Here is a 26,505-nt window from a genome sequence, read left to right as displayed (position 1 = left end):
CCGATCCTATGAGAAGTGCGACATTGACATACAGTTGAAATCTCAAGTATCTGTTTGGGAGCGCTCCCATATTTTTCAACAGCTAGAAAGGGCATTTGCCGTGGATCTGTTGGACAAGAATCAGGGGCTCTTCCTGGCCCTGTACCGGTTCGTGCTGGGACTGCTGTTCGCCTGCCATGGCGCGGCGACGCTCTTCGACGTGCTGGGCGGGCCGCAGGGCCCGGTGCCCGGCTTCGGGCAATGGCCCGGCTGGTGGGCCGCCGTCATCGAACTGGTCGGCGGCGTCCTGGTGCTGCTCGGGCTGGGCGCCCGAGCAGCCGCCGTCCTCTGCTCGGGCACCATGGCCTACGCCTACTTCGTCGTCCACCAACCTCAGGCGTTGTTCCCGATCGAGAACGGCGGCGAGAAGGCCGCGCTCTTCTGCTGGGGCTTCCTGCTCATCGCCGTCCTCGGACCCGGCCGCTGGGCGCTGTCCACGCTGCTGACGCCCGCGCGGCAGCTCGCCCACGACAGGGCCGAAGTCACTCGGTGAGGAACAGCTCCACGACGGGCACGGCGACGTCGGGGCGCTGCACGGGCAGGTCGAGGGTCAGGACGTCCGGCGTCAGGGCTCCCATCGTGGTGAGACCGGCCTGCTGGCCGGCCTCGATGACCCGAGTGCGGATCTCCGACGCGTCGTGCAGGAACTGGGCGTACTTGACGCGCCCGGCCAGCCCCGGCAGGTGGAGGTGGCCGAACGGCCAGGCGAACAGGTGCAGGTAGAGCCGGTCGCCGCGCTGGGTGTAGCGGCAGTCAGGAGGCGCCGTGAAGCCGCTGGGCCCGCAGCCGTAGATCGAGCGGGCGTTCGGCCGCATCCAGGCGCCGATGTCGGCGAGCGTCCGGCGCGCGCGGGGGTCGATCTGGCCCCGCCCGTCCGGGCCCACGTTGAGCAGCAGGTTGCCGCCCTTGGCGACGCTGTCGACCAGCATCCGTACGAGCAGGTCCGGAGATTTGTAGTCGAGGTTGTCCCGGTCGTATCCCCAGCTGCCGTTGAGCGTCTGGCACGCCTCCCACGGCACCTCCTGGCCGTCGACGACCATCGGCCCGGCGGGCTGGTACTGCTCGGGGGTGACGAAGTCGCCGGGGATGTCGAGCCGGTCGTTGACGATGACGTCCGGCTGGAGCTCTCTGACCATCGCGAGCAGTTCGTCCGAGCGCCAGTCGTCGGCGCCCTTACCACCCCAGTTGCCCGGTCTGCCCCGGTAGGAGAAGTCGAAGAACAGGTAGTCGATCGTGCCGTAACCGGTGAGCAGTTCCCGCACCTGGGCGTGCAGGTAGTCGGCGTACTTGGAGACGTCGCGGCCCGCGGCGGCGGCCTTGTACGCCTCGTCGTCACGCTGGGGGTGCAGCGAGTCGACCGGGAACTCGGGGTGGTGCCAGTCGATCAGCGAGTGGTAGAAGCCGACCTTCAGCCCCTCGGCGCGGACGGCCTCCACGAACGGCGCGATCAGGTCCTTGCCCCAGGGCGTGCGCGTCGCCTTGTAGTCGGTCTGCGCCGAGTCCCACAGGCAGAAGCCGTCGTGGTGCTTGGTCGTGAGGACGATGTAGCGCATGCCGGCCTCCTTGGCCAGCCGCGCCCATTGCACCGGGTCGTACAGGTCGGGGTCGAAGTGGTCGAAGTAGCGCTGGTAGTCCTCGTCGGTCAGGCGCTCGCGGTTCTTCACCCACTCGTGCCGGGCCGCCAGAGAGTAGAGACCCCAGTGCACGAACATGCCGAACCGGGATTCGGCGAACCAGGCGTGGTGCTGCACGATGTTCCTCTTCTTCGAAGATGTCTACCGTCCGCCGAGACCGCTGGTCGCGATCCCGCGTACGAGATGTTTCTGCAGGATGATGAGCAGCGCCGTGGTGGGCGCCATGGAGATCACGGCCGCGGCCATGATGAGGTTCCACTGGGTGCCCTGCTGCCCGAAGAAGAGCTGCAGGCCCAGCGGGACCGTGGCCTTCTCGTCCACCGAGTTGATGATGATCAGCGGCCACAGGAAGCTGTTCCAGTAGTTGATGAACGTGAAGACCGCCAGCACCGCGAGCGCGGGCCTGACCAGCGGCAGCATGATGCTGGTGAAGACGCGCACCGGCCCCGCGCCGTCGAGGCGGGCGCTCTCGGCGAGCTCCTCGGGGATGGTCAGGAAGAACTGGCGCAGCATGAACGTCCCGAAGGCGGTGAACGCCCAGGGGAAGATCAGCGCCTGGAACGAGTCCACCCATCCGAACCAGCGCATCAGCATGAACATCGGCACGACCAGCACTTCCTGGGGAATCATCAAGGTGGCCAGGAAGACCAGGAAGACGCCGTCGCGACCCCGCCAGCGCAACCGCGAGAAAGCGTACGCCGACATGCTCGACGCCACCAGCACCACGACGGTGCCGCAGACGGCGACGGCGAGCCCGTTGACCACGAAACGCGCGAACGGCAGGAACTCGAACGCCTCGGTGTAGTTCTCCCACCGGATCACCGATCCGAACAGGCTCGGCGGCGACCCGAACACCTCGTCGGCGCGCTTCAGCGACGTGGCCACCATGTACACCAGCGGCGAGACGAAGGCGGCGGCCACCAGGTAGAGGGCGGCGTGCGAGACCACCAGCCTGACCCGGCGCGCCCATGGGGAGACCGGGGCGGCGTGCACGTGCTCAGACATCGTAGGTGACCCATCTGCGCTGGCCGGCGAACTGCATCGCGGTCACGCCCAGGATCAGCACGAACAGGATCCAGGCCGCGGCGGAGGCGAGTCCGAACTGGTAGACGGAGAAGCCCTGGTTGTAGACGAACATCATGAGGGTCTCGGTGTCGATGCCGGGCCCGCCGCCGGTCATCAGGAACGGCTGGGTGAAGACCTGGAACGACGTGATGAGCGTCATGGTCGTGGCGAAGAACATCGCCGGAGAGATCATCGGCAGCGTGATGCGGAAGAACAGCCGCCACGGCCCCGCCCCGTCGATCTGCGCCGCCTCCAGGAGCTGGCGCGGGATGGCGTCCAGGGCGGCCGAGAAGACCAGCATGTTGTACCCGAACCCCTGCCACACGCTCATCGCGACGACGGCGAACATGGCCCAGCCCTGCTCGCCGAGGAAGTTCGGCGCGTGCACGCCGGTGGCGGCGTGCAGCGTGCCGTCGATGAACCCGTTGGGCTGGTAGATCATCCGCCAGACGATCGCGTTGGCCACCATGGGGGTGACGACGGGCAGGAAGAACACCACCCGCAGCGCCTGGCGGCCCTTGATCCGCGGTGAGATCCACACCGCCAGCCCCACCGACACGATGAGGTTGAGCGGCAGGTAGAGCACCACGAACAGCAACGTGTTGAACAGCGTCCGCCGGAACACGGGATCGCCGAACAGCGTCACGAAGTTCCCCAGCCCGGTGAAGACGTGCTCGCCCACCGCGGGCCATCGGAAGAAGGCGATCACCAGGGACATCACGATCGGGAAGAGCGTGAACAGCGTCAATCCGATCAGGCTGGGCGCGGCGAACAGGGCGGCGACCCTTCCGTCGCCGCGCAGGCGGCGGGCACGCTGTCCGCGTGCTACCGCCGCGCGCCGGGGTACGGCGTCGTTGTACACGTCACTCCCTGTGGGTGGTTGCGCATGCCCGCTACGCCGGTGCCTGCTGCTGGACCTGCTTGAGGACGTCCGCCGCCGTGCCCTGCCCGTTGAAGACCGGCACGCCGTACTGGGCCAGCAGCTTGGACACCTGATCCCAGTTGGAGGTCGTCCGGAACGGCGTCGCCGAGGCGTTGGCGGCGTCGAGGACCTCCTTGGCGCCCTCGAAGGCGTTCTCGTACCACGTGTTCTGGACGGACTTGCGCGCCGGGTAGGCGCGCCCGATCTTGCCGAGCTGCCCGAGCACGTCGGCGCTGGTCATCACGCTGATCGCCTTGAACGCCTCGTCGGGGTACTGGCACGACTGGGAGATGCCGAAGCCGGAGCCGGCCGAGTAGGTCTTGGACCCGTCGGGACCGGCGGGGATGGTGGCCAGGCCCACGTCGAACTTGGCCTGCTGCTTGAGCGACAGGACGGCCCAGGGCCCGTTCACCTGCATCGCCACGTTGCCGTTGAGGAACTGGGTGTCGGGGAAGTTGTTGTCCACGCCGGGCAGCTTGGGCGCGACCCCGGCCTTGGCGACCAGGTCCGCGTACCACTGGAAGCCGGTCGTCATCGCCTCGGAGGTGAGGGTGAGCTTGCCGGAGGCGTCCAGCGGCTCCGCGCCGGTCCGCGACAGGATCATCGAGAACATCGGCAGGTCGATGGGGTAGGCCACGAAGCCGTACTTGCCGCCGGTGGTCAGCTTCTTGGCCGCCGACTCGAAGTCGGCCATGCTCCAGCCGACCTTCGGCGCCGGCACGCCGGCCGCCTTGAACATGTCCTTGTTGTAGGTGACGATCAGCGAGCCGACGTCGTACGGCAGGGCGTACTGCTTGCCGCCGGAGGCCAGCCCGGCCATGATCGAGGAGTCGAAGTCGCCGGTGTCCAGGCTGTTCTTCTTGATGAGCTCGTCCAGCGGGAGCATTCCGTTGACGTAGCCGCCGGTGCGCAGGCTCTGCATGGAGACGATGCACGGCGCGCTGCCGCCGGCCAGGCGGGTGCCGAGCTTGGTGAAGTAGTCGTTGAACGGAGAGGTCTCCAGCGTGATCTTGATGTTCGGGTACTTCTTGGTGACCTCGTCGGCCACCTTCTGCCAGGCGTCGCGGTCCTCCGTGCCGGAGGCCCACATCGACCAGGTGAGCGTCACCGCTCCGTTGCTCGCCTTGCTGCCGCCTGATGACTGCTGACCGCCGTTGTCCCCGCAACCGGCGGTTAATCCCCCCGCGATGACCACCGCCACGACGACTGCCAATGATCGTCGCCCGCCATGCATCCGCCTGCCCATCGCAGCTCCACTCAATAAGCTCGGGGCCGAGTTAATAATTGTGAAACCTAGGCGTCGCACTCCGTAGTGTCAATGAGATCGAGGTGCAAATATCCGATGACTGCTCGTCGCATCGCCCCTCGTGGCGATCTGACCCGCGTCGAGATCCTGGCTCTGCTCGGCACCGCGGGCGCCCTGGACCGCCGCCAGATAGCGGCTCGCCTGCGGCTCGGCGACGCGACGGTGCACGAGCACACGCGACGGCTGCTGGCCTGCGGTTACCTGCGTACCCTCGCCCCGCAGGCAGGGGTCGTCGGCAGGCCCCGCATCCCGCTCCAGGTCGTGCCGGAGGCCGCCGCGACCCTCGGCGTACGCGTCGCCACCGACCACGTCGTCGCCGTCGTGGCGGGCCTGGACGGTCGTGTGATCACATCCGATGAATCACCCTTCGACTGCCACTCCGACCCCATCCCTCAGCTGCTCGCGGTGATCCACCACCGGCTGGCCGACCCCACCTTGGGGCCCAGGTTGAAGGCCGTGGGAGTGGTCACTCCGTCCTCTGTCGATTCGGCCACCGGCTATATACGGGTATGTCCCCGATTCGGCTGGAGCGAACTTCCTCTCGGCGAACGGCTGCGCGCCGAGCTGCCGATCCCGGTGCTGGTCGACAACGATCTGCGGGCGAGCACCACCGCCGAGCTCCTGTACCGGACGGGCCGCGACCACGACGACTTCCTGGTGCTCGGCATCGGCGACGGGGTGGGGCTCGGCGCGGTCCTGCAGCGGCGGGTGCACCGCGGCCCGAGCGGGCTGTCCGGCGAGTTCGGCCACACGTCGGTCGCCGCCACCGGGCCGCGCTGCGCCTGCGGTGCCCGGGGCTGCCTGGAGACCCTCACCAGCGACGACGGCATCCTGCGCGCCGCCCGCCGCGCGGGACTCGCCGACGCGGCCACCACCATCGAGGAGCTCCGCGCACGATGGGTCTCCGGAGGCGAGCCGGGGCTGGCGGACGTCCTCGCCGGAATCGGCACCGTACTGGGGCGGGCCGTCGCCGGTGTCGTCAACCTGCTCGGCACGCCCACCATCGCGGTCATCGGCGAGAACCACGTCCTCTGGCCGGGGCTGGAGCCAGGGTTCCTCGCCGCGATGCGGACCAGCCAGGTCGCCGCCGCCTACCGCGTTCAGGTGATCGTCCGTCCCTGGAGCGACGCGCAGCACGCGCTCGGCGCCGCCGGCCTGGCCCTCGCGGCCCCGGAAACCCTCGCCTGACCACGGCGAACGGTCAGGAATGGAGAAGCGCCGATCAGCGGGCCGCAACTAGCGTCGTCGCCATGGACTTCACCATTCACCAGACCTTCCTCCCGCACAACGACCCGGAGGCCTCCCTGGCCTTCTACCGCGACACCCTCGGCTTCGAGGTCCGCAACGACGTCGGCGACGGCACGATGCGCTGGATCACGGTCGGCCCCGCCGGCCAGCCCGGCACGTCCGTCGTCCTGCATCCGGCGGGCGCCGAACCCGGCATCACCGACGACGAGCGCCGCACCATCGTCGAGATGATGGCCAAGGGCACCTACGCCCGCATGATCGTGGCCACCGCCGACCTCGACGGCGCCTTCGCGCGGCTGCGGGACGGCGGCGCCGAGGTCGTCCAGGAGCCGACCGAGCAGCCGTGGGGGATCCGCGACTGCGCCTTCCGCGACCCCGCGGGCAACATGATCCGCGTCAACGAGCTGAGCTGAGGGTCGGCGATGACACAGAAGCAGCAGCGCAAGAGCGGTACGCCGGGGCGGATGTCGCGGTGGATCCAGCGGAGGATGAACGCCCGGATGAGCCGCAAGATCCGGCGCGGCCAGGGCTCGTTCATGGGCATGGACGTACTGATCCTGAACACGGTGGGCTGCCGGAGCGGGCAGCCGCGGGAGTCGCCCCTGGCGTGGTTCGCCGACGGCGAGGAGTCCTGGCTGATCGTCGCGTCGGGCGGCGGGAGCCGGCACCCGGACTGGCACGCGAACCTGATGGCGCACCCCGAGCGGGCGTCGGTCGAGTTCCCCGGCCGCGACGCCGTGCCGGTGACGCCGCACCAGCTCGACGGCGCCGACCGCGAGGAGGCCTGGCGGCGCATCACCGCCGCCCAGCCCCGCTACGCCAAGTACCAGGCCAAATCCGACCGGGAATACCCGGTGATCCGGCTCACCCCCCGGTGACCTCACCCTTTGAGGCCGGTGGCCGAGCTGGTTCGGTGATGCGCCGCTGGAAGATCAGGAAGAAGCCCAGGACGGGGATCAGCGACGGCCCCTTCACCGTAGGGAGCGACGGCCGCAAGGTGTCGTGGCGGACGCTGCCCGGCGGGGACGTCGAGCTCGACCTGCGCCGCGGCGAGGAGGTCCTGATCCAGGCCCGGGGCGACGCGGTGATCCGCCCGGTGACCCCGGCGACCCGGGCCCGCTGGGGCCTGCCGGCTTAGGGGCCGGGCCGGCCACATTCCGGGTGGTTCGCCCGTACAATCCCCCTCGGGGGTGGGCGATGGCGACACGTTCCAGGGGCACCACCGCGTTACTCGCCGTCGCGGCGGGAGGGGCTTGGCTGCTGGTCGCCGACGTTCTCGGGGCCGGTCAGGGCGCCATCTGGCGGCACGGCCCGATCATGATGCTCGGCGCGCTGGTCGGCATGTCGTTCCTCGCGGCCGGGGTCGTGGCCTGGCGGGAGCATCCGCGTAACCGGGTCGGTCCGCTCATGGCCGTGCTCGGGCTCGCCTGGATTCCCCAGCAGCTGCTGTTCCTGCCCGGCAGGGATCTGTGGGCGCTGGCGTTGTGCGGCGCGTGGGCGGGGGTCGCCTGCCACCTGTTCCTCGCCTTCCCCACCGGCAGGCTGGGCCTCGTGTCGTACCGGGTGGTGACCGGCCTGGCGTACGCCGCCGCTCTCCTGCTGCCCTCGGCCCAGGCCCTCACCTACCTCCCGCTGCCCCCGCCGCTCTGGCATTTCGCCGCCGCGCTCGATGCCTCGTCCTGGCAGGCGACCGTCCTGTTCGCCGGCACGGTGCTCGCCCTCACGGTCAAGCGCTGGCGTCGGGCGAGCGTGGCGCAGCGCCGGGCGGTCGCGCCGGTCACCGGCGCGTCGATGCTCGCCACGGCCGCCTTCGCCGCGGACCGCCTGGCCAACCTGGCCGATCCCAACCCGCTGCAGCTGCCCCTCGCGCTCGTCATGCTGATCGCCTTCGTGGCGGTCCCGCTGGCGTACCTGGCCGGCCTGATGCGCAGCCGGATGGACCACGGCCGCGTGGCCGACCTCGTGGTACGGCTGAGCAGGCGCGAACGGCCGGAAAAGCTGCGTGACGAGCTGGCCGCCACCCTGCGGGACCCGGGTCTGACCGTCGGCTACTGGGCGGCCGAGCAGGGCGGATACGTGGACGCCGACGGCCGCCCGGTCGACCTCGACCCGGGGCCGAGCAGGGTGGTCACCCGCGTCGACCAGGGCGAGGCGCCGCTCGCCGTACTCGTGCACGACGTCGCCCTCCTCGAACAGCCCCTTCTCGTCGAGGCCGCGTGCGCCGCCGCGGCGCTCACCCTGGAGAACGAGCGCCTCACCGCGGACCTGCGGGCCCGCCTGCGGCAGCTCGCGGCCTCGCGCCGGCGGATGTTGCAGTGGGGCGAGGCCGAGCGTCGCAGGCTCGAACGCGACCTGCACGACGGCGTGCAGCAGCGGCTGCTGTCGGTGGCGATGACGCTCGGGCTGGCCGAGGCCGGCACCGACCCCGGGCGGGCCGTGCCGCTGATCGGCGAGGCCAAGACGGCGGTGCTGGCCGCCCTGGACGACCTGCGCGCGGTCAGCCACGGCATCCACCCGCCGGTGCTGACCGAGCGCGGCCTGTCGGGCGCGGTCAAGGAGCTGGCCGCGGTCGCCCCCATGGCCGTCACCTGCGACCTGGCGCTGGACGAGCCGCTGCCGCAGGCCGTGGAGAGCGCGGCCTACTACATCGTCAACGAGGCCCTGGCCAACGTGACCAAGCACGCCGCCGCGTCGAAGGCGTGGGTACGGCTCGCCCAGGGCGACCGCCGCCTTTTGGTCGAGGTGGGCGACGACGGCGTGGGCGGGGCGCATCCCGCGCTCGGCTCGGGGCTGGCCGGGCTCGCCGACCGCGCCGAGGCCAACGGCGGCAGGCTCACGATCGACAGCCCACCGGGGAAGGGAACCGTGCTGAAGGTGGTCCTGCCGTGCGCGTAGCGATCTGCGAGGACTCCACGCTGTTCCGCGAGGGCCTGGCCCGGCTGCTGACCGAGGCCGGTTTCGCGGTGGTGGCGTGCGTCGAGCGCGCCGACGAGCTGCTCGCCCATGTGGCGAAGGACCCGCCCGACGTGGCCGTGCTCGACATCCGGCTGCCGCCCACGCACACCGACGAGGGGCTGCGCGCCGCGGTCACGCTGCGGGAGCGGCATCCGGAGGTGGGGGTGCTGGTGCTGTCGCAGTACGTACGGGTGAGCTACGCGGTCGAGCTGCTCGGCGGCCGCACGGAGGGCGTGGGCTACCTGCTGAAGGACCGGGTGTCCGACCTGGCCGAGTTCGCCGCGGCCATCCGCCGGGTGGGGTCGGGCGGGTCCGCGCTGGACCCGGTCGTGGTCGAGCAGCTCGTCGGCCGCCACCGGCAGCCCGGCGACCCGCTGCGCATGCTCACCGAGCGGGAGCGCACCGTGCTGCGGTTGATGGCCGAGGGGCGCACGAACATGGCGATCGCCGAGCTGCTGGTCATCGCCGAGCGCACCGTGGAGAAGCACTGCACGAGCATCTTCGCCAAGCTCGGTCTGGAGGCGAGCCCGCACGACCACCGGCGGGTGCTCGCGGTGCTGCGCTACTTGAACGCCTGAGGGGTGCGGGTAACCGTACCTCCCGTTGGGTGCCAGCCGGGTTCCGCTTGCGGCGGCCATCGCGAAGGATCGGATCGACGGAAGGAGCATGCTCATGGTGGCAGTGGACGCTGGGGTGCGGCGGCTGCTGGCGGACTCCGGGGAAGCACGCACATGGGTGAGCCCTCGGGCGGACCTGGTCATGGCGTTGCTCGGCGTCTGGTTCGGCGTCGGGCTGATGATCGACGCTTGGGCGCACAGCAACCTGGCCGAGCTGGAGACGTTCTTCACGCCGTGGCACGCGGCGTTCTACTCGGGGTTCGCGGCGGTGTCGGGGTGGATCATCTGGCAGGTCTACCGCAACGTGCGCGCGGGCCGGAGCGGGCTGGCCGCGGTGCCGAACGGGTACCTCGCGGGGTTGATCGCCATCCCGGGGTTCGCCGCGTTCGGGTTCGTCGACATGATGTGGCACACGTTCCTGGGCATCGAGCAGACCATCGACATCCTGTTCAGCCCGTCCCATCTGGGGCTGATCGTGACGATGATGCTCATCATCACGACCCCGCTCCGCTCGGCCTGGAACGCCCCGGACATCGGGGAGCGGCCCCGGCTGTCGCGGCTGCTGCCCGCGCTGGTCGGGCTCGGCTTCGGCACCACGCTGGTGTCGCTGTTCGTGTCGTACGGCAACGCCATGCAGCGCAGCGCGAACGGTATCGTCCGGGACTTCTCCGCACTGGAGGACGGCGGCGCCGGCATGCTGGCCGCATCGATGATCATCACGAACGTGGTGGTGCTCGCTCCCGTGCTGTTCCTCCAGCGGCGCTGGCAGCTGCCGTTCGGGAGCGTGACCGTGCTGTCCGTGGTGGGCATCCTGATGCCGGGCGCGCAGACGGGTTTCCGCAACCTGCCGATCCTGCTGACGTTCGTCGCCGCCGGGCTGGTCAGCGACCTGCTGATCCGGTGGCTGCGGCCCTCGCGGGAGCGCCGGGCCGCCTACTGGGCCTTCGCCGGCCTGTCGGCGTTCGCCACCTGGTCCCTGTACATCGCGGTCGCCTCCGTGGTCGCCGGGCGGCTGCCCGTCGTACCCGAGCTCTGGACCGGCGCCCCGATCGTGGCCGGTCTGGTCGGCCTGGCCCTCGGCGCCCTGTTCCTCCCGAACGCGATGCCCGCGGAGACCGGCGAGTCCGGCGCCCGGCAGGCATGATCCGGCTTCTCTGCCTGGTCGGCCTGCTGTTGGTGGTGCTGGCCTCGCCCGCGGCGGCGCACGACGTCAAGGCGGGGGCGGACCTGCGGATCGCGCAGACGATCGCGGGCGCTGAGCTGACCCTGGTGGTCAAGGCGACGACCCGGGTGCCGGGGCCGCTGCGCGTCGAGGTGATCGGGTTCCCGACCGCCCCGACGCTGGACCTGCGGCTCCGGTCGGTGACCGACGGACGCGTGGTGACCGGCACAGTGGCGCCGGGTCGCCCCGCCCAGCTAAGGGTCGAGGAGACCGGGCCGCACGAGCTGACCGTCGGCGCCGGGGGCGAGACCGCGGTGATCCCGTTCCGGGTCCTGGTGGAGCGGGGTTCCGGGTGGGAGTTCCTGATCTACGGCGGCCTGTTCGTGGCCGGTCTGCTGCTGGTGGGCGGCCTGCTCACCGGCGCTTTCAACCGGCGCGGCCGGTCGGCGTTCGTGGTGACCGCGGTCGCCGCCGCGGGGCTGGCGGTGGCCGCGTTGATCGTGGTCCTCGATCCCTGGCTGCCCGCCCGGTCACCGGACGGCGCCGAGCCGCGTCCCACGGACTCGCTGCTTGGCCGGCCGTACGTGCAGCGGGTGGTCACCACGGTCCCCGCCGGCCCGGCCGCGGGCGAGGAGTTCGTGGCGCGCGTGGAGCTGTTCGACGGGGCCACCGGGCGTCCCGCCGACGACCTCACCATCCACCACGAGGCCATGGCCCACCTGGTGGTCACCAGCGAGGACGGCCGCTACTTCCGCCACGTCCATCCGCTGCGCACCGCGCCCGGCCGCCTGGAGGTGCGGCTGCGCGCCGACCGCCCCGGTCGCTATCTCACCTACGTCGAGCTCGAACGCACCGACTCCGGCGGCCAGCTCCTCACCGGCGCCTTCACGGTCACCGGGCCGGCGAAGCCCGCGACCTCGTCCGACCCGGCGACCTTGTCGGACCCGGCGATCTCATCCGATCCGGCGATCCAGGACGCCGCCGCCGAGGCGGTCACGGTGACGCCCGCCGTACCTCAGGCAGGTCATGCGGCCACCGTCGAGGTGGCCACCACCGGCACGCCGCGGCCGTGGCTCGGGATGGCGGGTCACCTCATCGTGCGCGGCGCGGACGGCGAGTTCCTCGGCCACGTCCACGAGATGGGGACGCCCGGCAGCCGGTTGCGCTTCACGTTCAGCTTCCCCGCGCCGGGCCGCTACCTCGCCTGGGCGCAGTACGCGACGGACCGCGGCATCACCACCGTGCCCTTCACCGTGGAGGTCCCCCGATGAAGCAGGTCAAGGGCCTGAGGCTGCTGGTGCTCGCCGGGCTCGTGGCGGTCGTGGTGGCCGCGTTCGTCATCGCCCGCACCTCGGGCGCCGAACCGGTGACCACGGCGGGAGCCCGCTACGCCGTCACCGTCACGGCCGACCGGAACGCGGTCGACATCCGGGTGGACCGGGGCGAGGCCGACACGGTCACCGTCGCCGCCGTGATGCCCGCCATGGGTCACGCGGTGCCCGAGGCCACCGCCAGGAAGGCCGCCCCCGGCCACTTCGTCGCCGAGGGCGATCTGTTCCGCATGAACGGCGCATGGGAGCTGTCCGTCCGCCTCGCCGGTCACTCCGGCGAGGAGACGCTCACGCTCAACGCTCTCGTCACCGACTAGCTCTCCGGGACGTCCTTGACCCACACGATCCCGTCGTACCCGGACAGTTGGGCCGGGTCCAGCGGACCGTAGCCGAACCAGGGGGAGACGCGGGGGGCGGGCGGCGCGTCGCCGAGGGCGGCGGCCAGCCGGCGGGTGTCGACGACGTAACGGTCCTCCGGCAGCGCGTACAGGAGCCCTTCGAGGGTGTCCGGCGGCGGGACGTCCACTCCCTGGTGCCGGAGCGTGCCGAGCGCCGTGGCCAGGAAGGCGTAGTCCTCGCCCAGATGGGCGCTCACGATCGCGCCGGCGCTCCACCACCGCACCGGCCCCTGCCACATCTGCATCGTGGCCTTTTCCCGCTGAAGATGGAGGTTGTGGGAGCAGACCAGCGCCGGGCCCCGCTCGACGGCGGCGAGGAGGTTGGCGGCGATCATCGAGTCCCGCACGCTGCACAGCCGCACCAGGCGGTTCGGCGAGGTGTCGGCCATCGCGGCGTGGTAGCGCAGCAGGCCGTTGGCGGCGCGCCCGTACAGGCGCGCCCGGTCCCAGTCGTCCCGCGAGGTCGCCGCGATCAGGTGCGGGGTGTGCGCGTCGAGCAGCGCCACCAGGTCGTCGGCGAGCAGCCGCAGCTCCCCGGCCTCGGCCGACTGCCCCACGGACTCGGACGGCTCCATCATCACGGCGGGATTGGTCCACCGCTCGTCGGCGCCGATCAGGCGGTCGAGCGTCTCCGCGGTGCAGGGGAGCAGGCCCGCGTCCACCCAGTCCGCGAGGTAGCCGTGCAGCGCGGTGAGGGCCTGCCGGGGACTGGAGGCGGCGCTGATCTCGGTCGGGGCGTCGGCACCGACGAAGCGCACCTGCTCGGACGCGGGCCGGCCTTCGTTGTACGCGCGCATCCAGCGCACGAGCTCGCGGTTGCCCGCGTCCGCGCCCCACTCGTGGCTGAAGCCGCGCTCCATGACCTCGTCGAGGGTGCCCGTGCCCGAGGTGACGTAGTCGTCCACGACCAGGCCCATCAGGCAGTCGCTCTCGATCGCGATCGTCCTGTAGCCCTCCTGCTCGACAAGCTGGCGGAAGAGCTCGTTCCGCATCTTGAGCAGGAGGTCCGCGCGGTGGGTTGGCTCGCCCAGGCCGAGCAGCCGCGGCCGGGCCGGGAGCAGCCCCAGGATGGCGGCGGCCTCCAGGGCATGGGTGGTGTCCTTGATGTCGGTAACCATGCCTTAAACGGTATCGTTGAACCTTCGGTATAAGCTTTTCGCGAGATCCACAGTGGTTTTCGGCAAAACCCTCAAACGTCGGCTCAGGCGGCCACGCGGCGGTAGTGGGCCCGGTAGCCCTGCCAGGGGCCGTGGCGCTCGGCCGGCGCGCGCAGCTCGGGCTCGCCGTACGCCCGGCCGTAGACCCCGCAGGAAGGCGAGCGAGGCGGCGAAGTCGAAGGGCTCGCGCGGGGTGAGGATCACGGTTGTCCTCCGGCAAGTTGGCGCAGGACGGCGACGAGGCCGGCCGCGTCGGGCACGGCCTGGAAGAACTCGGCGTCGGCCCGCTCCACCTCCTCGACGGCCCGCCGGGCCAGGCCCGCGCCCTGATCGGTGACGCGCAGCAACCGGGCGCGGCTGTCGGCGGGGTCCGGCTCGCGGACGAGCAGGCCCTTTTCCTCCAGCTTGCGCACCACCTGGGAGGTCATCTTGACGTCGGTGTCGGCGAACGTGGCGACGGCGAGCTGATTGGGCAGCTCGCCGTGCCGGTTGAGCCACTCGGTGCTGGCCAGCAGCACGAACTGGACATGCGTCAGCTCGAAGGGCGCCAGCGCTGCGGCGATGGCCCGCTGCCAGCGCAACGTGGTCCGCCAGAGCAGCAAGCCCGGGCTGTCGTCGGGCGCGAGCGCCATCTCAGGACGCCTCGGCCAGCTTGATCAGGGCGGCCATGGCGTCGGGGACGTCGGAGGTGACCATCGGGCCGATCTCCTCGGCGCCCGGGCCGGTGATCTCGACGCGGTGGGTGACGCGGGTGCCGGTGCCGGTCTCCTCCAGCTTGTGGATGAAACGCAGGGTCAGCTCACCGACGACGGTCTCGTCGGTGAACAGCTCGCCGGTGACCAGCTCGACGATGCGGAAACGGACGGTGTCCTGGCCTTCGGGGGTCATGGTGCCCTCGGTGCCGACCTCGAAGGAGCCTTCCAGGTCGATCTGGAGGAGGCTGGTGTCCCACGCGGTCCAGCCGTTGACGTCGGCGTAGAGGGCCCAGACGGCCGGGGCGGGGGCGGTGGTGTCCATCGTGTGCTCGTAGGCGTACATGCCGCGTTCCTCCGAGGGGGTTAATCCGTGCGCAGACTATCTACGCGTAGACTATATCGCCTTGAGCTGACGGGTGATGGAGGGGTCGGTGATGGCGGTGTCGTTCGCCAGCAGGAAGGCCTTGCTGAGGATGAGCGCCAGCCGGCCGTCCTCCTCGAACGGAAGGAACAGCCCGGCCCGGGGGGCTCTGGCGGCGACGATGCACAGGTAGGCGTCGTTGGGTTCCATCAGGATGTTCGCCGACCCGAGATGGATCTTGTAGGTGCGCAGATCTCCCCGTACCACCAAGAAACGGTCGGTCACGGTGCAGCGGTCGGCGATGGCCGTACGCCCGATCAGTCGGGACAGCGCGTCGCGGCGGACCTCGGCGGAGGGCGGCAGCGCCGCGAACGAGCCCGTCCGCCAGTATTCCCGCAGGTGGTCCGGCCCCTGGTCGGCCCACTGAGGATCGCTCGTGATCGAGGCGACGGCCACGAACAGGTCCACGTCCCGCATCGCCTCGCTGAACACCAGCGCGGGGACCTCGGTCAAGCCTGCCTGCTGCCACCTGCCCCCGGTCAGCCGCTGGAAGTGGACCCCGTCGGTGCGCGCGTGGTGCTCGTCGTACAGACCGTGGCCCAAGGACACCCGCCACCTTCCGCTCGCCAGCACCCGGTGCGCCTCACCCGCGTAGCCGTCGTCCCAGTGCCCGAGGAAGGGCGACTGCCAGCCTCGCTGTTTGAACAGCGCCCGGAGCCTGCGGTAGTCCACCACGTGCCCGTCGAACCGGAAGGAGCGGGCCCCGCTCTCCTCCTCGGCGGGGGTGAGCAGGTAGACCTCGCGGAAGGCCTGCTTGAACGGCTGGCGCAGCTCCTTGCCCTGCACCACCTCCCGCCAGGCGCGGACCTCCTCCACCGGCGCGCGGGCCGGATGCCACAGCCGTACGGGCACGTCCGGCACGTTCATCCCCAGCTCGCTGCGCCACACGCCGGGCGAGACCTCGAACTCCCAGATCAGCCGGTCGGCGACCGGGCGGCCCTCCAACTGCCGGTAGGGCGCGGCCGTCTCGCCGGTGTATCCGGCTTCCAGCGCCCTGAACAGGGTCGCCTGCTGCTGCGTGGCCTGCTTGGCCAGCTCGCGCAGCCGCTTGACCTCGTCGGGGTGCTCCCGCTTGACCGCCGCCGGGACGGCCTTCAGCTTCTTGTCGCCGTGCCACCACGACAGCTCGACCTCGCCGTCGGTCGAGATCACCGCCGTGTGCTCGCCGAACGCCTGCCGTACGCGCCCGTCGGGCAGCCTGAACGCCACCTCCAGCCGCTCGGCCAGGGCGGGCTCGATGCGCTTGAACATGCGATCCAGCTGCTTGGGCACACCGGCGTGCCGGGTGACCTGGCGGGCGGCACGCAGCGCGGAGATCGCCTCGGGCGTCGGGTGGTCCTTCACCGCGCGGCCGATCTCGAACAGCAGTGCCTGGGAGGGCAGGGTCTTGGCCTGGGTGGGCGCCACCGCGATCCCGCGCAGCAGCGTGTCCAGCAGTGCGGGCAGCCAGGGCTCGTCCCGGAAGAGCGCCAGCCGTACGGCCCGGCCGAGGGCCTCCTTCTCCCCGTCGTCGAACGCCTTCTCCGCCTTGTAGGGGATCTCGCCGGCGTGGATCGCCGCGACGCGGGCCTCGGCCGTCTCCAGGGCCGTCCGGGCGAAGTCGAGGTAGCCGGGCAGGCCGCCGAGCCATTCGGTCACGCCGCCGGGCAGCGGCTCGTCCCACCGGACCCGCACCGCCTCGGCGAACAACGCCCGGCGCTCCACGTCCCAGCCGAGCAGCACGTCCGCCTCGGCGACCGCGATCGGCCCGCACTCCCCGACGAGCCGGGCACGCACTTCGGCGTCCATGCCCGCCAGCCCTGCCGCCACCAGCGCGGGGAGGCGTTCGTACGGCCGGGCCCCGTCCTCCGGCAGCAGGAACCCGACCAGCTCGCGGGCCGGCGCGGCCAGCTGCTGCCTGGCGCGCTCGTCGATCGCGTACTGCCCCGGCGCCGAGCCGCCGACGCCGGTCAGCCCGACGTTCAGCTGGGAGGCGTCGGGCCAGCGCGTGGGGTCGTTCGCGGTGCCGTTGATCAGAGCCAGCAGGCGCTGCGCGAGGGGGGAGAGGTGCATGCCGGTGGGTCCTGTCAGAAGTGGAGCTGGCGGGTGATGGACGGGTCGGTGATGGCGGCGTCGGCGGCCAGCAGGAACGCCTTGGACAGAATGACCGACAGCCTGCCGCCGTCCTCCTCGAAGGGCAGGAAGACCTGGTCGCCGGAGCCGTGGGGGACGATGCACAGGTAGGCGTCGTTGGGCTCCATGAGGATGTTGCCCGAGCCGAGATGGATCTTGTAGGTGCGCAGGTCGCCGCGTACCCGCAGGAACCGGTCCGCCAGGCTGCAGCGGTCCGCGATGGTCAGGCGGGGCAGCAGCCGGGCCAGGGCGTCACGCCGGACCTCCGCGCTCTCGGTCAGGTCGCCGAAGCCGTAGGACTGCCAGTAGTCCCCGTGGCCCTCGGGGTCCAGGCCGGTGGAGGTGACGCCGACGGCCAGGTCGGCGTCGCGCAGCGCCTCCGACAGGGTGAGCGGCGGGACCTCGGTCAGCGGGACCGGCGAGGTGCCGGCTTCGGCCAGGGGGACCGGTGAGGTGACGGCCCGGAAACGAAGGTCGCCGCTGACGCAGATGGAGGCGGTGGTGCCGTAGCCGTCGCGTTCGTAGGAGTGCTCGTCCAGGTAGAACTCCCAGGTGGCGGTCAGGCCACCGGGCAGCTCCTTGATGGCCTCGCACTGGCCGGACCCTCCGGCCGCGTCCCAGTGGCCCAGCGACATGCCGCTCCAGCCGCGCTCGGTGAGCAGCGCCTTGGCCTGGCCGTACCGGAGCAGGTGGCCGGAGAAGCGGCGCGAGCGGTCGTGCGTCGCCTCCTCGGCGGGGGTGAGCAGGTAGACCTCGCGGAAGGCCTGCTTGAACGGCTGGCGCAGGCCGACCGCCAGCAGGTGATCCCGCCAGGCGCGGACCTCCTCGGGAGTGCGGGAGATGGGATGCCACAGCCGGACCGGGGTCTGCGGGAGGGGCCGGATGCGGCGCCCGGCCGGATCGGTCAGCTCCCACGCCCCGTCGACGTGGACGGGAAGCCCGGCAGAGCCCTGGATGACCTCCCAGATCAGGGTACGGGCGAAGGCGCCGGTGACCGGGTGGTCGAGGTAGAACTCGCACACCTCCCGCCAGGGCCAGGTCCGGCCGGTCGCCAGCGCACGCTCGACGCGGAGCCGTTCGGCGGGGACCGTCTTCTTCAACTCCTTCGCCGTGGCCCTGAACTCGGCCAGCAACTCCCGGTCGACGCTCCTGGGGACGGTCTTGCGGCCGTTGTAGGTGATCGCGCCGGTCACGGCCAGGGTCAGCCCCTGCTCGGTGCGCGTGCCGTCGTGGCCCAGGCCGAAGGTGGGGACAGTGCGTTCGACCAACTGCTCCGGAGACAGCCCGGTCTGTACGGCTATCGCGTCGAGGATCTGCTTGACCTTGGTCAGGATGCTCTTCCTGCGTACCTTGGCCTGGATGCGGGCGAGCTGGGCGACCACCTCCGTGCCCCCGCGCCGGGCCAGCACGCCGAGGGCCGCGTTGGCCACTCGCTCGCTGCGGGAGTTCGGGCCTGATCCGCCCATCCCGATGCCGGTGGCCAGGGCCACGTCACCCAGGAGCCCCGTCACCCAGGGCTCGTCGATCAGCTCGCAGGTCCAGATCATCCCGCGCAGGAGCTCGGCGGTGCGCTCGTGGAGGTAGGTGACGACCTCGCGGTAGCCGTTGTGCCAGAGCCCCTCACGGTAGGCGGGCACGCGCCCCAGGATCTCCTGGATCAGCTCGGCGGCGTGGGGTGTGAGCAGCTCGCCCGCGCCTGCCGTCCACTGCGGCGCCGGGGTGGCGGAGGTCGCGGTGGCCCAGTGTCGCACGAGTGGGAGGGCGTCGGGCTCGCCCAGCCGCTCGCCGTACTCCTCGCGCAGCAGCGCGGCGAAGCCGTCGCAGTCGGGTACGAGGGAACGCGTGGCAGCGGCGGGGTCGTCGGCGAGGTGCTCGGCGATGAAACCGTCCAGCAGCCGCCTGATCGTCCAGCCGGCCGAGAGCGGGATCGCCTCCATCTCCCGCTGCGCCTGCATGAGGAGCGGCAGGAGCGGTTCGCGCTCGCTCGCCGGTAGCTCCTTGATCGAGGACATCGGAATGCGGTAGATGAGGTCCTTCCAGTGCGGCTCCGGCCGGCTGAGCGTGGTCCGCCAGAGCAGCTCCCGCTCCCGCGCGGACCAGCACAGCTTGCGCTGGGCCAGCCTGGTGAGGAGCGTCTCGCCGGCGATGCCGCCGTCGGTGGCCCGCGTGAGCAACTGCGCCCACAACGCGGTCGTCCGCCATTCGGCCTCGCCCCAGCCGATGGAGAGCTTCTTCAGCAGCGCCTCATCGACGAAATGGTAGGTCTCCTGAGGGCGCAGGGTGGCGTCGAGCCGGCGGAACATCTCCAGAGCCGCCTGACCCGATCCACCCTCGCTTCCGCTCTCGCTTCCGCCTTCGTCGAGCCAGCCGCGGACGTCGGCCGGGAGGCCGTGGAGGACGCCCATGTCAGCCTCCGACCAGCGGGACCAGCTTGACGAAGGAGACGACGGGGTCGGCGACCAGGTCGATCTCATCGTCCAGATCCAGGATCTGCCGGTCGCCGACCAGCAGCAGGAAGCCGTTGCGGGCGAACGCGGCCTCGGCGGCGCCGGCCTGCTTCTCCCAGTCCAGCCGGCGCGCGCTCCGCAGCCGGTAGCCGTTCAGCTCGGCCTCGGCATCGGTCGGTTTGACCAGACCGCGGAAATGATGAGAGGGGGAGGCGTTGTAGCGGGCCACCTCCTCGCGTACGCGCAGCCGTACCAGCTCCCGGGCCGAGATCCGCTCGGGCAGCTCGGGCACGGAGAACTCCTCCAGAGCCCGGCCGGTCGCGGTCTCGTCGCGAAACGTCACTGATGCCATCGGACACCCTGCTTCCATGAAGATCAGGCGGTGCGGCAATCTATAGCAGCGGCGAACGACAGAAACCCCGATGGCGGCGGGCTCGCTGTTCGAGACCTGCGCCCTCTTCCCTGAGGGCCGAATCCGTCAAGGACGTCGTGGCCTGGGCAGCGCCGCGACCCTCGGGGACGCCTCCGAGTCGCCGCACCGAGGAACGCTGTCCACTTCGACCTGCCGGCCTCATGACGCCCGCGTCCGCTCAGCCCGCGGTGGCCTTGGCGTAATGGAACACCTCGGGTGGGAGCGGGTGGTCCAGGCGCCAGACGAAGCGGATGGGTCGCTCGCCCTCGTGGCTCACGTACCGCATGGGCCCGGCGTACGTGTACGGCGGAGCACCAAGCCCTTCGTCACGTTTGGACTGCCGGATCAGGAGATGGACCGTGGACTCACCCGTCAGATAGCGGCGGGCGGTGGCGGCGGAGGCCCGTACCGTGCTCTGCGACTCCCACTGGAACAGCTCTTCGCTGATCGCCCGGTCGTGGTAGAGCGTGGTGGGCGAGTAATGGTCCTCGGATTTGTCGACGGTCACGAAGAACAGGTCCGCCCGATGCTCCTGGACGTACTTGACCCCTTCCCGCATGTGCGCGGGCCGGTCGATGCCGAAGGCCGCCAGCACCTCGTTCTTGCTGTAGCGGGCATGGACGTGCAACGGCACGACCGGGTCCAGCGGCGGGGCGACGTGCCGGATTCCCGAGCGGAGCACGTCCGCCAGTTCCCCGAGCTCCGCGGCACGGGCACCGGTGAGCCGCGCGAGGCGGGCTTCCATGCCGGAGACGGGCTCGGTGCCGCCCCACAACATCGCATCGAGCATGGCCATGAGGCGTAGCTCGCGCGGTGACCGGGGAGCGCGCCCGCCCAGCACCTCGCGCACAAAGGTCAGGCGCTCGACGTCGTCGATGTGCAGCATTCGGCCCAGGGCGCGCCCGAGCCCTTCGTCCGGGGCCGCGACCTCGAGTCCCGCGGTGTGCCGCAGGGCGGCCCAGCCCTGACGGCGCCGGTAGAGGTCCTCCACGTCCAGTCCGGTCTCCCGCAGGAACGCGGACATACTGACGTCCCCCAGCTCGCGGAGCTCGCGTGCCAGGTCCCGCCAGTTCAGGCTGAGCGCCTGCCGTACGTTCTCGAGGACCAGTCGGCGCACGTCGCGGTCCAGATCGATCACGCACCCGGCCGGCAGTGTCGGGAACCCCTGCTCGATCTCCCGCGCGATGCCGGTACGGCTCGCGCCCGTGAGCGCCCGGTAGCGCCGGTCGAAGCGGAACTGCTTGTGCTGATGGCCGACGAAGTCGAGCACGGTCAGGCACGGCTTGTCATCGGCCAGCCGCAACCCACGCCCGAGCTGCTGCAGAAAGACGGTGGCGCTGTCGGTGGGCCGCAGGAAGAGCACGGTGTCGATCTCCGGGACGTCGACGCCCTCGTTGAAGAGGTCAACGGTGAACACCGCGTTGATCCGACGCTCTCGCAGGTCACGCAGCGCCTGGTCACGCTCGTCGTTCCGGCTGTGCGTGGTGACGGCCACCGACGGGAGCCCCGCGCGGGTGAACCGGTCGGCCATGAACCGGGCATGATCGACGCTCGCGCAGAACCCGATGGCCCGCATCCGCCCGACGTCGCCGACCTTGCGCCGCAGCGTCTCCAACACCACGGCGGCGCGGCGGTCGTTGCCGGTGTAGACGTTCGAGAGCTGGCCGAGGTCGTAACCCTGGCCCCGGCGCCAGCCGAGCTGGCGCAGGTCGGTGCCGTCGTGGACGCCGAAATACTGGAACGGGGCCAGCAGCCCGCGCTCCAGCGCCTCCCACAATCGCAGCTCGGCGGCGATCCGGCCGTCGAACCAGTGCTTGATGTCCTGTCCGTCGGCGCGTTCCGGCGTCGCGGTCAGCCCGAGGAGCACCTTGGGCCGCACGCCGGAGAGCAGCTGCCGGTACGTGGCGGCCTCGGCATGGTGGAACTCGTCCACCACCACCATGTCGAACCGGTCCGGCTCCGGCAGCGGGTTGGCGTGCAGCGTCTGAACCGAGGCGAACACGTGCCGCCACTGCTCCGGGCGGGCGCCGTCGACGTACAGCTCGCCGAAGGTCTCGTCCCGCATCACCTGCCGGAACGTGAGCAGGCTCTGCCGCAGGATCTCCTTCCGGTGGGCGACGAACAGCAGCGACTCCGCCTGCCCGGCCGCACGCAGCCGCCGGTAGTCGAGCGCGGCGACCACGGTCTTGCCGGTGCCGGTGGCCATGACGACCAGGTTCCGCCACCGGTCGTGGATCTGCCGTTCCGCGGCGAGCTCGTCGAGGATCTCCCGCTGGTAGGAGTACGGGCGGACATCCACGTGCGCGAAGTCGAGCACGACCGCCCGGCCACCGGCCCGCTCGGCCGACAGGGCGCGGTCGAGCCGCTCGGCGTCCCGCGCCGGATCGTAGGGTTCGAAGGACGGGTCGCCCCAATAGTCGTCGAACGTGGCCGCGAACGTGTCGATCAGGTGCGGTTGTTCGGCCTGAGCGAGGCGTACGTTCCACTCCAGGCCATGGCTGAGGGCGGTGCGCGACAGGTTGGAGGAGCCCACATAGGCCGTGGACAGGCCGTTGTCCCGCTGGAACAGCCACGCCTTCGCGTGCAGCCGGGTCATTCGCGTGTCGTAGGAGACGCGGAGCTCGGCGCCCATGGCCACCAGCCGGTCCAGGGCCAGGCGGTCGGTGGCGCCGATGTACGTGGTGGTCACCACCCTCAGCCGGCCGCCCCGCGCCACGAACTCCTCGATCGCCTCCGCCAGCACCCGCACGCCGTTCCACTTCACGAACGCGCAGAGCAGATCCACCCGATCGGCCGAGGCCAGCTCCCGCTTGAGCTCATGGCCGATCTCCGGCTGTCCGCGGCCGTTGACCAGCAACGCGCTGCCGGTGAGGGGGATCACCGGCCGCGCCGGAAACCGTACCCGACCGGCCGCATCCCGATCCCGGCTCCTGGCGACGCCCAGCAGCTCCTCGGCGGCCTCCAGGAGCTCCTCGGGCGAGGCGGCCTCGGGCACCAGATCGCCGATGAGGTCGGCGACCCGGTTGACGATCTCCACCTGCCGCGCCAGCCGTACCGCGTCGTTCTCGCCCCGTACGGAGCGCAGCGCCCGGCGCGTGAGCGCGGCCAGATGCCGGGCCAGCGTCTCGTGGGAGTCGGCGATGTCCAACGATCGCCGGTCGACCAGGTCGCGATCGGGAACGGCACGCAGCAGGCCGTCCAGCTCACGGGTGATCAGATGCTGGTAAACGCCCGGCCGGAGATCGCTCACTCGGTGACTATAGGGCGCGGCCGGCCACCGCGACCCACGGAATATCGCCTTACACTGGCCGATCGTGGACTGGATCGAGCGGGTCGCCGAGATCCGGCGCTGGACCAGGGGCGGCGAGCGCGCACCGCACAAGCCGCTCCTCCTCCTGTACGCCCTGGGCCATTTCCAACGGCACGGTAACCGGCCCATCCCGTTCAGCGCCGCCGAGGCCGAGCTCAGGAAACTGCTCAAGGAGTACGGTCCGCCCCGCGACACCAGCCCCGGTTACCCCTTCCACCATCTGACGAACGACGGCCTCTGGCTGGTCGACACCCGCCACGGCGCAGGCAGCCCGGGCCCGGAGCTGGGCCGCCTGCGCGACAGCCAGGCCACCGGCCGCCTACACCCCGACCTGGCCCGCGCCCTGTCGGAGGAGCCCGGCCTGCTGGGGCGGATCGCCCGCCACCTCCTGGACGCCAACTTCGCCCCGTCCCTGCACCCGGACCTGTGCCTGCTGGCCGGCCTCGACCTGGAGCCGGGCGAGGCGCTCAGGACACCGCCGGTCGCGCGCCGTGACCCGGGCTTCCGCGACCGGGTGCTCATGGCGTACGAGTACTGCTGCGCGTTCTGCTCCTACGACGGCTGGCTCGACGGCGCGGCGGTGGGCCTGGACGCGGCACATGTGCGCTGGTGGGCCTTCGACGGGCCCGACGACGTGGCGAACGGCCTGTGCCTGTGCGCGATCCACCACAAACTATTCGACAAGGGCGTCCTCGGCCTGACCATCGACCGGACCATCGCCGTCTCCGCCAGGTTCGTGGGCCGGTCGCAGGCGTCCCGCGACATGGTCCTCTCCCTGTCCGGCCGCCCCGCCCGAAGCCCCCAGCCCGGCCTGGACGCGGTGGAGCCTGACCACATCAGCTGGCACAGCCGCCAGGTCTTCCGCACCCCCGCCCGCAGCTGACACCACCGGACCGCCACGGTCTGGGTTGACGCCGTCGGCATGATCCGCCCGCGCCGAGTACGCCGACTCTCCGATCAACGGGGCTTGACGGTCGTCGGCAGCGACCGGAACCCCCGGATGTTGGGATGGTGCACGCGCGTCGGTCGCGATGTGCGCCTGATCGACCCGCAGTTGTGACCCGACTGCGGTCCGTCAAGCTTGACATCCGATCACTGTCATGGCTTGATCGTATGGCTTCTCGCACTGATGAACGATTTTGAAGGAACCATGTTGTCAACGCGACGCCTTGATCGCGCTCCATCATCGCCTCGACCCGCGGTCATTCGATTAGCCCGCCGGCTGCTCACCCTCTGCACCGTACCGATCGTCGCAGCAGGCCTGATCGTGGCCCAAGCGCCCGCCGCCAGCGCGGCCGACTCCAAAACGGACCTCGGCGTTTCTCTCCCGTCCGGCCTGAGAAGCGGCGACATCGCCGCGGGCCGCGACAAGCTGTTCGTTTCCGCCGCCGACCGCATCGCCGTCGCCAACGCCCAGGGCTCTGTCACCGACACCATCCATGACCTCCCGGGCGTGTCAGAGCTCGCATCGGTGGCCGACGGCTCGCGCCTGTACGCGGCGGTCAGGGGCGCGAACCAGGTCGTGGAGATCGACACCGAAACCCTCGCCATCAAGCGGCGCATCGACCTGACCGCCTATCCGTGCCCGTCGACGATGTCGCTGGCAGGCAGTCGCCTCTATGTCGGTTACGGCTGCAGCATCTACGACAACAAGAACGGTGTCGTCAGCTTCGACGTGTCCGCGGCGGAGCCGGGGTTCACGCAGGTCGAGACCGGGCTGCCCAGCCCTCCGCTCCTGGCCGCCGCAGGCGGGACGCTGGCCGTCGGCATCACCGGCAGGACCCCCAGCGATCTCTTGATCTACGACGTGTCCGGTGCCACCGTCACCCGCCGCGGTGTCATCAGCGGCGTCACGAATGACCTGTCCAACCCGAGCGACCTCACCATCACCTCGGACGGCGCCACGCTGTTCTCCGCTTTCGGCTACCCGTACAGGGTCGACAGCTGGGACACCACCGCCATGACCCGTGTCCGCAGCTACGGCACGCAGCCGGGGAGCGCCATCACCCTCGATCCGGACGGCTCCCATCTGGTGGGCGGAATGGCGCGTCGTCCGACCGTCGAGATGTTCGACGTCGCCACCGCGGAGCGGACGTTCGAATACACGCACCAGGCCGACCAGGCATCCGTTGTCCCTGGCGGCATCGCCATCTCCGGCACCACGGTCTTCGTCGTGCTGAGGGGACAGTCGGACCGGCTCTACCTGGCACGGCTGCCCGACGTCACGCTTCCCGCGGGTACGCTCAGCCTGACCGCTCCCACGCGGGCGACCGTGCTCGAACCTCTCACGCTGACCGGTCGGCTCACCTTGCCGGACGGCTCGACCCCCGGCGTACAGACGTTGTCCGTCATCCGTCAGCGACCGTACGGCATCGTGGAATCCCTGCCCGAGGTGAAAACCGCCGAGGACGGCACGTTCACTGTCACCGACACCCCACAGGCCGTCGACTTGCACAGGTACGAGGTCGTCTGGGAGGGCACTTCGACCTTCCGGTGGACCACGGCCTGGTCGCCGTGGTTCACCGTGGACAAGCGCTCCTCCTCGGTGACGGTGACGTCGTCGCCCGAGCCGGCCGTCTTCGAACCGCTTACCCTGACCGGCCGCCTCGCCCTGGCAGGCGGCTCGGCTCCCGGCGCGCAACGCCTGGCGGTATCCCGCAAGCTTCCCGGCGACGTCAAGAAGCCCCTCACCGAAGTGACGACCGCCGATGACGGCACATTCACCGTCACCGACACACCGTCGGTGGGCGGCGTCATCTACTACGAGGTGAGCTGGGCTGGGGACTCCGTCTATAGCTCGTCCCTGGCCTGGTTCCCGGTGACGGTTGCCAAACGCCAGACGGTCCTCACCCTGTCGGGCCCCGAGAAGGCGATCGCCGGAGAGCAGCTCGAAGTCAGCGGCAAACTGGACGGCGGTGGCCGGCTCCCTTCACCGAATGCCGTGCTCACGGTGCAACGCACCTTTGTCGGCCGCGACGGCACCGTCAGGAAGGCGTTGCCGGACGTGACGGTGTCCGATGACGGGTCGTTCACCTTCACCGATACACCTGATGATGGCGGCGAATACACCTACAGCGTCAAGTGGGCCGGCGACTCGACATTCGCGGCTGCCGCGGAAGCCACCCACCTGGTTACGGTTCGCGGGCGACCCGGTTAAAGAACGGAGCCGCTGAGCCGACGATCCCCGGGCGGCCCGGGTGGCTGCCCCGCCACCCGGGCCGCCCGTTTCGTGCTCACGCGTCGGACAAGTCGCCTTGTCATCGGCCCCAAACAT

23 protein-coding genes are annotated in these 26,505 nt (G+C 70.7%); 12 read left to right on the top strand and 11 right to left on the bottom strand.

Features of this window, described 5'->3' with window-relative positions:
* The first annotated feature begins 100 nt into the window (after positions 1-100).
* Positions 101-532: a DoxX family protein gene (locus tag ACFKCF_RS48225; RefSeq protein ID WP_394502276.1), complete on the top strand. Its 432-nt coding sequence runs from the start codon at positions 101-103 to the stop codon at positions 530-532.
* Here the strand turns inward: ACFKCF_RS48225 and ACFKCF_RS48220 are convergent.
* The 4 genes from ACFKCF_RS48220 to ACFKCF_RS48205 are packed head-to-tail and all read right to left on the bottom strand — an operon-like array spanning position 522 to position 4,873.
* The gene (locus ACFKCF_RS48220) at positions 522-1,790 is read right to left on the bottom strand and encodes an alpha-L-fucosidase (protein ID WP_394502275.1); all 1,269 of its coding nucleotides are present in this window, start codon (positions 1,788-1,790) and stop codon (positions 522-524) included. The genes ACFKCF_RS48225 and ACFKCF_RS48220 overlap by 11 nt on opposite strands.
* Before the next feature lie 24 nt (positions 1,791-1,814).
* Positions 1,815-2,678: a carbohydrate ABC transporter permease gene (locus ACFKCF_RS48215; RefSeq protein WP_394502273.1), complete on the bottom strand. Its 864-nt coding sequence runs from the start codon at positions 2,676-2,678 to the stop codon at positions 1,815-1,817.
* Positions 2,671-3,600: a carbohydrate ABC transporter permease gene (locus ACFKCF_RS48210; RefSeq protein ID WP_394502271.1), complete on the bottom strand. Its 930-nt coding sequence runs from the start codon at positions 3,598-3,600 to the stop codon at positions 2,671-2,673. The genes ACFKCF_RS48215 and ACFKCF_RS48210 overlap by 8 nt, the downstream gene beginning before the upstream one ends.
* A 31-nt stretch (positions 3,601-3,631) precedes the next feature.
* On the bottom strand, positions 3,632-4,873 hold the full coding sequence (locus ACFKCF_RS48205; protein ID WP_394502269.1) for an ABC transporter substrate-binding protein: 1,242 nt from the start codon (positions 4,871-4,873) through the stop codon (positions 3,632-3,634).
* A gap of 129 nt (positions 4,874-5,002) precedes the next feature.
* Here ACFKCF_RS48205 and ACFKCF_RS48200 point away from each other — a divergent pair, with 129 nt between their 5' ends.
* The 9 genes from ACFKCF_RS48200 (at position 5,003) to ACFKCF_RS48160 (ending at position 12,596) form a co-directional block, all read left to right on the top strand.
* Positions 5,003-6,154, top strand: a complete 1,152-nt coding sequence (locus ACFKCF_RS48200) for an ROK family protein (protein ID WP_394502267.1) — start codon at positions 5,003-5,005, stop codon at positions 6,152-6,154.
* Between the two features lie 62 nt (positions 6,155-6,216).
* Complete coding sequence (locus ACFKCF_RS48195) at positions 6,217-6,627, top strand: VOC family protein (RefSeq protein ID WP_394502265.1); 411 nt, start codon at positions 6,217-6,219, stop codon at positions 6,625-6,627.
* Positions 6,628-6,636: 9 nt separating this feature from the next.
* Entirely contained in the window at positions 6,637-7,092 is a 456-nt protein-coding gene (locus ACFKCF_RS48190; RefSeq protein ID WP_394502264.1) for a nitroreductase family deazaflavin-dependent oxidoreductase, read from the top strand.
* A 38-nt stretch (positions 7,093-7,130) separates the two neighbouring features.
* Positions 7,131-7,352, top strand: a complete 222-nt coding sequence (locus ACFKCF_RS48185; RefSeq protein WP_394502262.1) for a hypothetical protein — start codon at positions 7,131-7,133, stop codon at positions 7,350-7,352.
* A 59-nt stretch (positions 7,353-7,411) separates the two neighbouring features.
* Positions 7,412-9,109, top strand: coding sequence for a sensor histidine kinase (locus ACFKCF_RS48180; protein ID WP_394502260.1), 1,698 nt, complete (start codon positions 7,412-7,414; stop codon positions 9,107-9,109).
* Positions 9,100-9,747 (top strand): response regulator, encoded by a 648-nt coding sequence (locus tag ACFKCF_RS48175; RefSeq protein WP_394502258.1) that lies wholly within the window; start codon positions 9,100-9,102, stop codon positions 9,745-9,747. The genes ACFKCF_RS48180 and ACFKCF_RS48175 overlap by 10 nt, the downstream gene beginning before the upstream one ends.
* Before the next feature lie 94 nt (positions 9,748-9,841).
* The gene (locus ACFKCF_RS48170) at positions 9,842-10,930 is read left to right on the top strand and encodes a hypothetical protein (protein WP_394502256.1); all 1,089 of its coding nucleotides are present in this window, start codon (positions 9,842-9,844) and stop codon (positions 10,928-10,930) included.
* On the top strand, positions 10,927-12,219 hold the full coding sequence (locus ACFKCF_RS48165) for a hypothetical protein (RefSeq protein WP_394502254.1): 1,293 nt from the start codon (positions 10,927-10,929) through the stop codon (positions 12,217-12,219). Before ACFKCF_RS48170 ends, ACFKCF_RS48165 begins: the two co-directional genes overlap by 4 nt.
* Positions 12,216-12,596: a hypothetical protein gene (locus ACFKCF_RS48160; protein ID WP_394502253.1), complete on the top strand. Its 381-nt coding sequence runs from the start codon at positions 12,216-12,218 to the stop codon at positions 12,594-12,596. The genes ACFKCF_RS48165 and ACFKCF_RS48160 overlap by 4 nt, the downstream gene beginning before the upstream one ends.
* Here the strand turns inward: ACFKCF_RS48160 and ACFKCF_RS48155 are convergent.
* The 7 genes from ACFKCF_RS48155 to ACFKCF_RS48125 all read right to left on the bottom strand — a co-directional run bounded on the left by ACFKCF_RS48155 (position 12,593) and on the right by ACFKCF_RS48125 (position 23,171).
* On the bottom strand, positions 12,593-13,795 hold the full coding sequence (locus ACFKCF_RS48155; RefSeq protein ID WP_394502251.1) for an erythromycin esterase family protein: 1,203 nt from the start codon (positions 13,793-13,795) through the stop codon (positions 12,593-12,595). The genes ACFKCF_RS48160 and ACFKCF_RS48155 overlap by 4 nt on opposite strands.
* A 239-nt stretch (positions 13,796-14,034) precedes the next feature.
* Entirely contained in the window at positions 14,035-14,466 is a 432-nt protein-coding gene (locus ACFKCF_RS48150) for a MarR family winged helix-turn-helix transcriptional regulator (RefSeq protein ID WP_394502249.1), read from the bottom strand.
* 1 nt (position 14,467) lies between these two features.
* Complete coding sequence (locus ACFKCF_RS48145) at positions 14,468-14,872, bottom strand: SRPBCC family protein (RefSeq protein ID WP_394502247.1); 405 nt, start codon at positions 14,870-14,872, stop codon at positions 14,468-14,470.
* A 51-nt stretch (positions 14,873-14,923) separates the two neighbouring features.
* Complete coding sequence (locus ACFKCF_RS48140) at positions 14,924-17,002, bottom strand: DUF4132 domain-containing protein (RefSeq protein WP_394502245.1); 2,079 nt, start codon at positions 17,000-17,002, stop codon at positions 14,924-14,926.
* A gap of 14 nt (positions 17,003-17,016) precedes the next feature.
* Positions 17,017-19,467, bottom strand: a complete 2,451-nt coding sequence (locus ACFKCF_RS48135; protein ID WP_394502243.1) for a DUF4132 domain-containing protein — start codon at positions 19,465-19,467, stop codon at positions 17,017-17,019.
* Position 19,468: 1 nt separating this feature from the next.
* Positions 19,469-19,861: a hypothetical protein gene (locus tag ACFKCF_RS48130; protein WP_394502241.1), complete on the bottom strand. Its 393-nt coding sequence runs from the start codon at positions 19,859-19,861 to the stop codon at positions 19,469-19,471.
* A gap of 238 nt (positions 19,862-20,099) precedes the next feature.
* Entirely contained in the window at positions 20,100-23,171 is a 3,072-nt protein-coding gene (locus ACFKCF_RS48125) for a DUF3427 domain-containing protein (protein ID WP_394502239.1), read from the bottom strand.
* A 64-nt stretch (positions 23,172-23,235) separates the two neighbouring features.
* Between ACFKCF_RS48125 and ACFKCF_RS48120 the strand changes: the two genes are divergently transcribed.
* Together ACFKCF_RS48120 and ACFKCF_RS48115 are read left to right on the top strand one after the other, a co-directional pair.
* Entirely contained in the window at positions 23,236-24,114 is an 879-nt protein-coding gene (locus ACFKCF_RS48120) for a phosphorothioated DNA-binding restriction endonuclease (RefSeq protein WP_394502238.1), read from the top strand.
* A gap of 222 nt (positions 24,115-24,336) precedes the next feature.
* Positions 24,337-26,388: a YncE family protein gene (locus ACFKCF_RS48115; RefSeq protein WP_394502236.1), complete on the top strand. Its 2,052-nt coding sequence runs from the start codon at positions 24,337-24,339 to the stop codon at positions 26,386-26,388.
* Positions 26,389-26,505: the final 117 nt, after the last annotated feature.

It is taken from the genome of Nonomuraea sp. JJY05, from assembly GCF_043496855.1.
GTDB lineage: Bacteria > Actinomycetota > Actinomycetes > Streptosporangiales > Streptosporangiaceae > Nonomuraea.
This window is presented reverse-complemented; position numbering and strand designations above follow the sequence as displayed.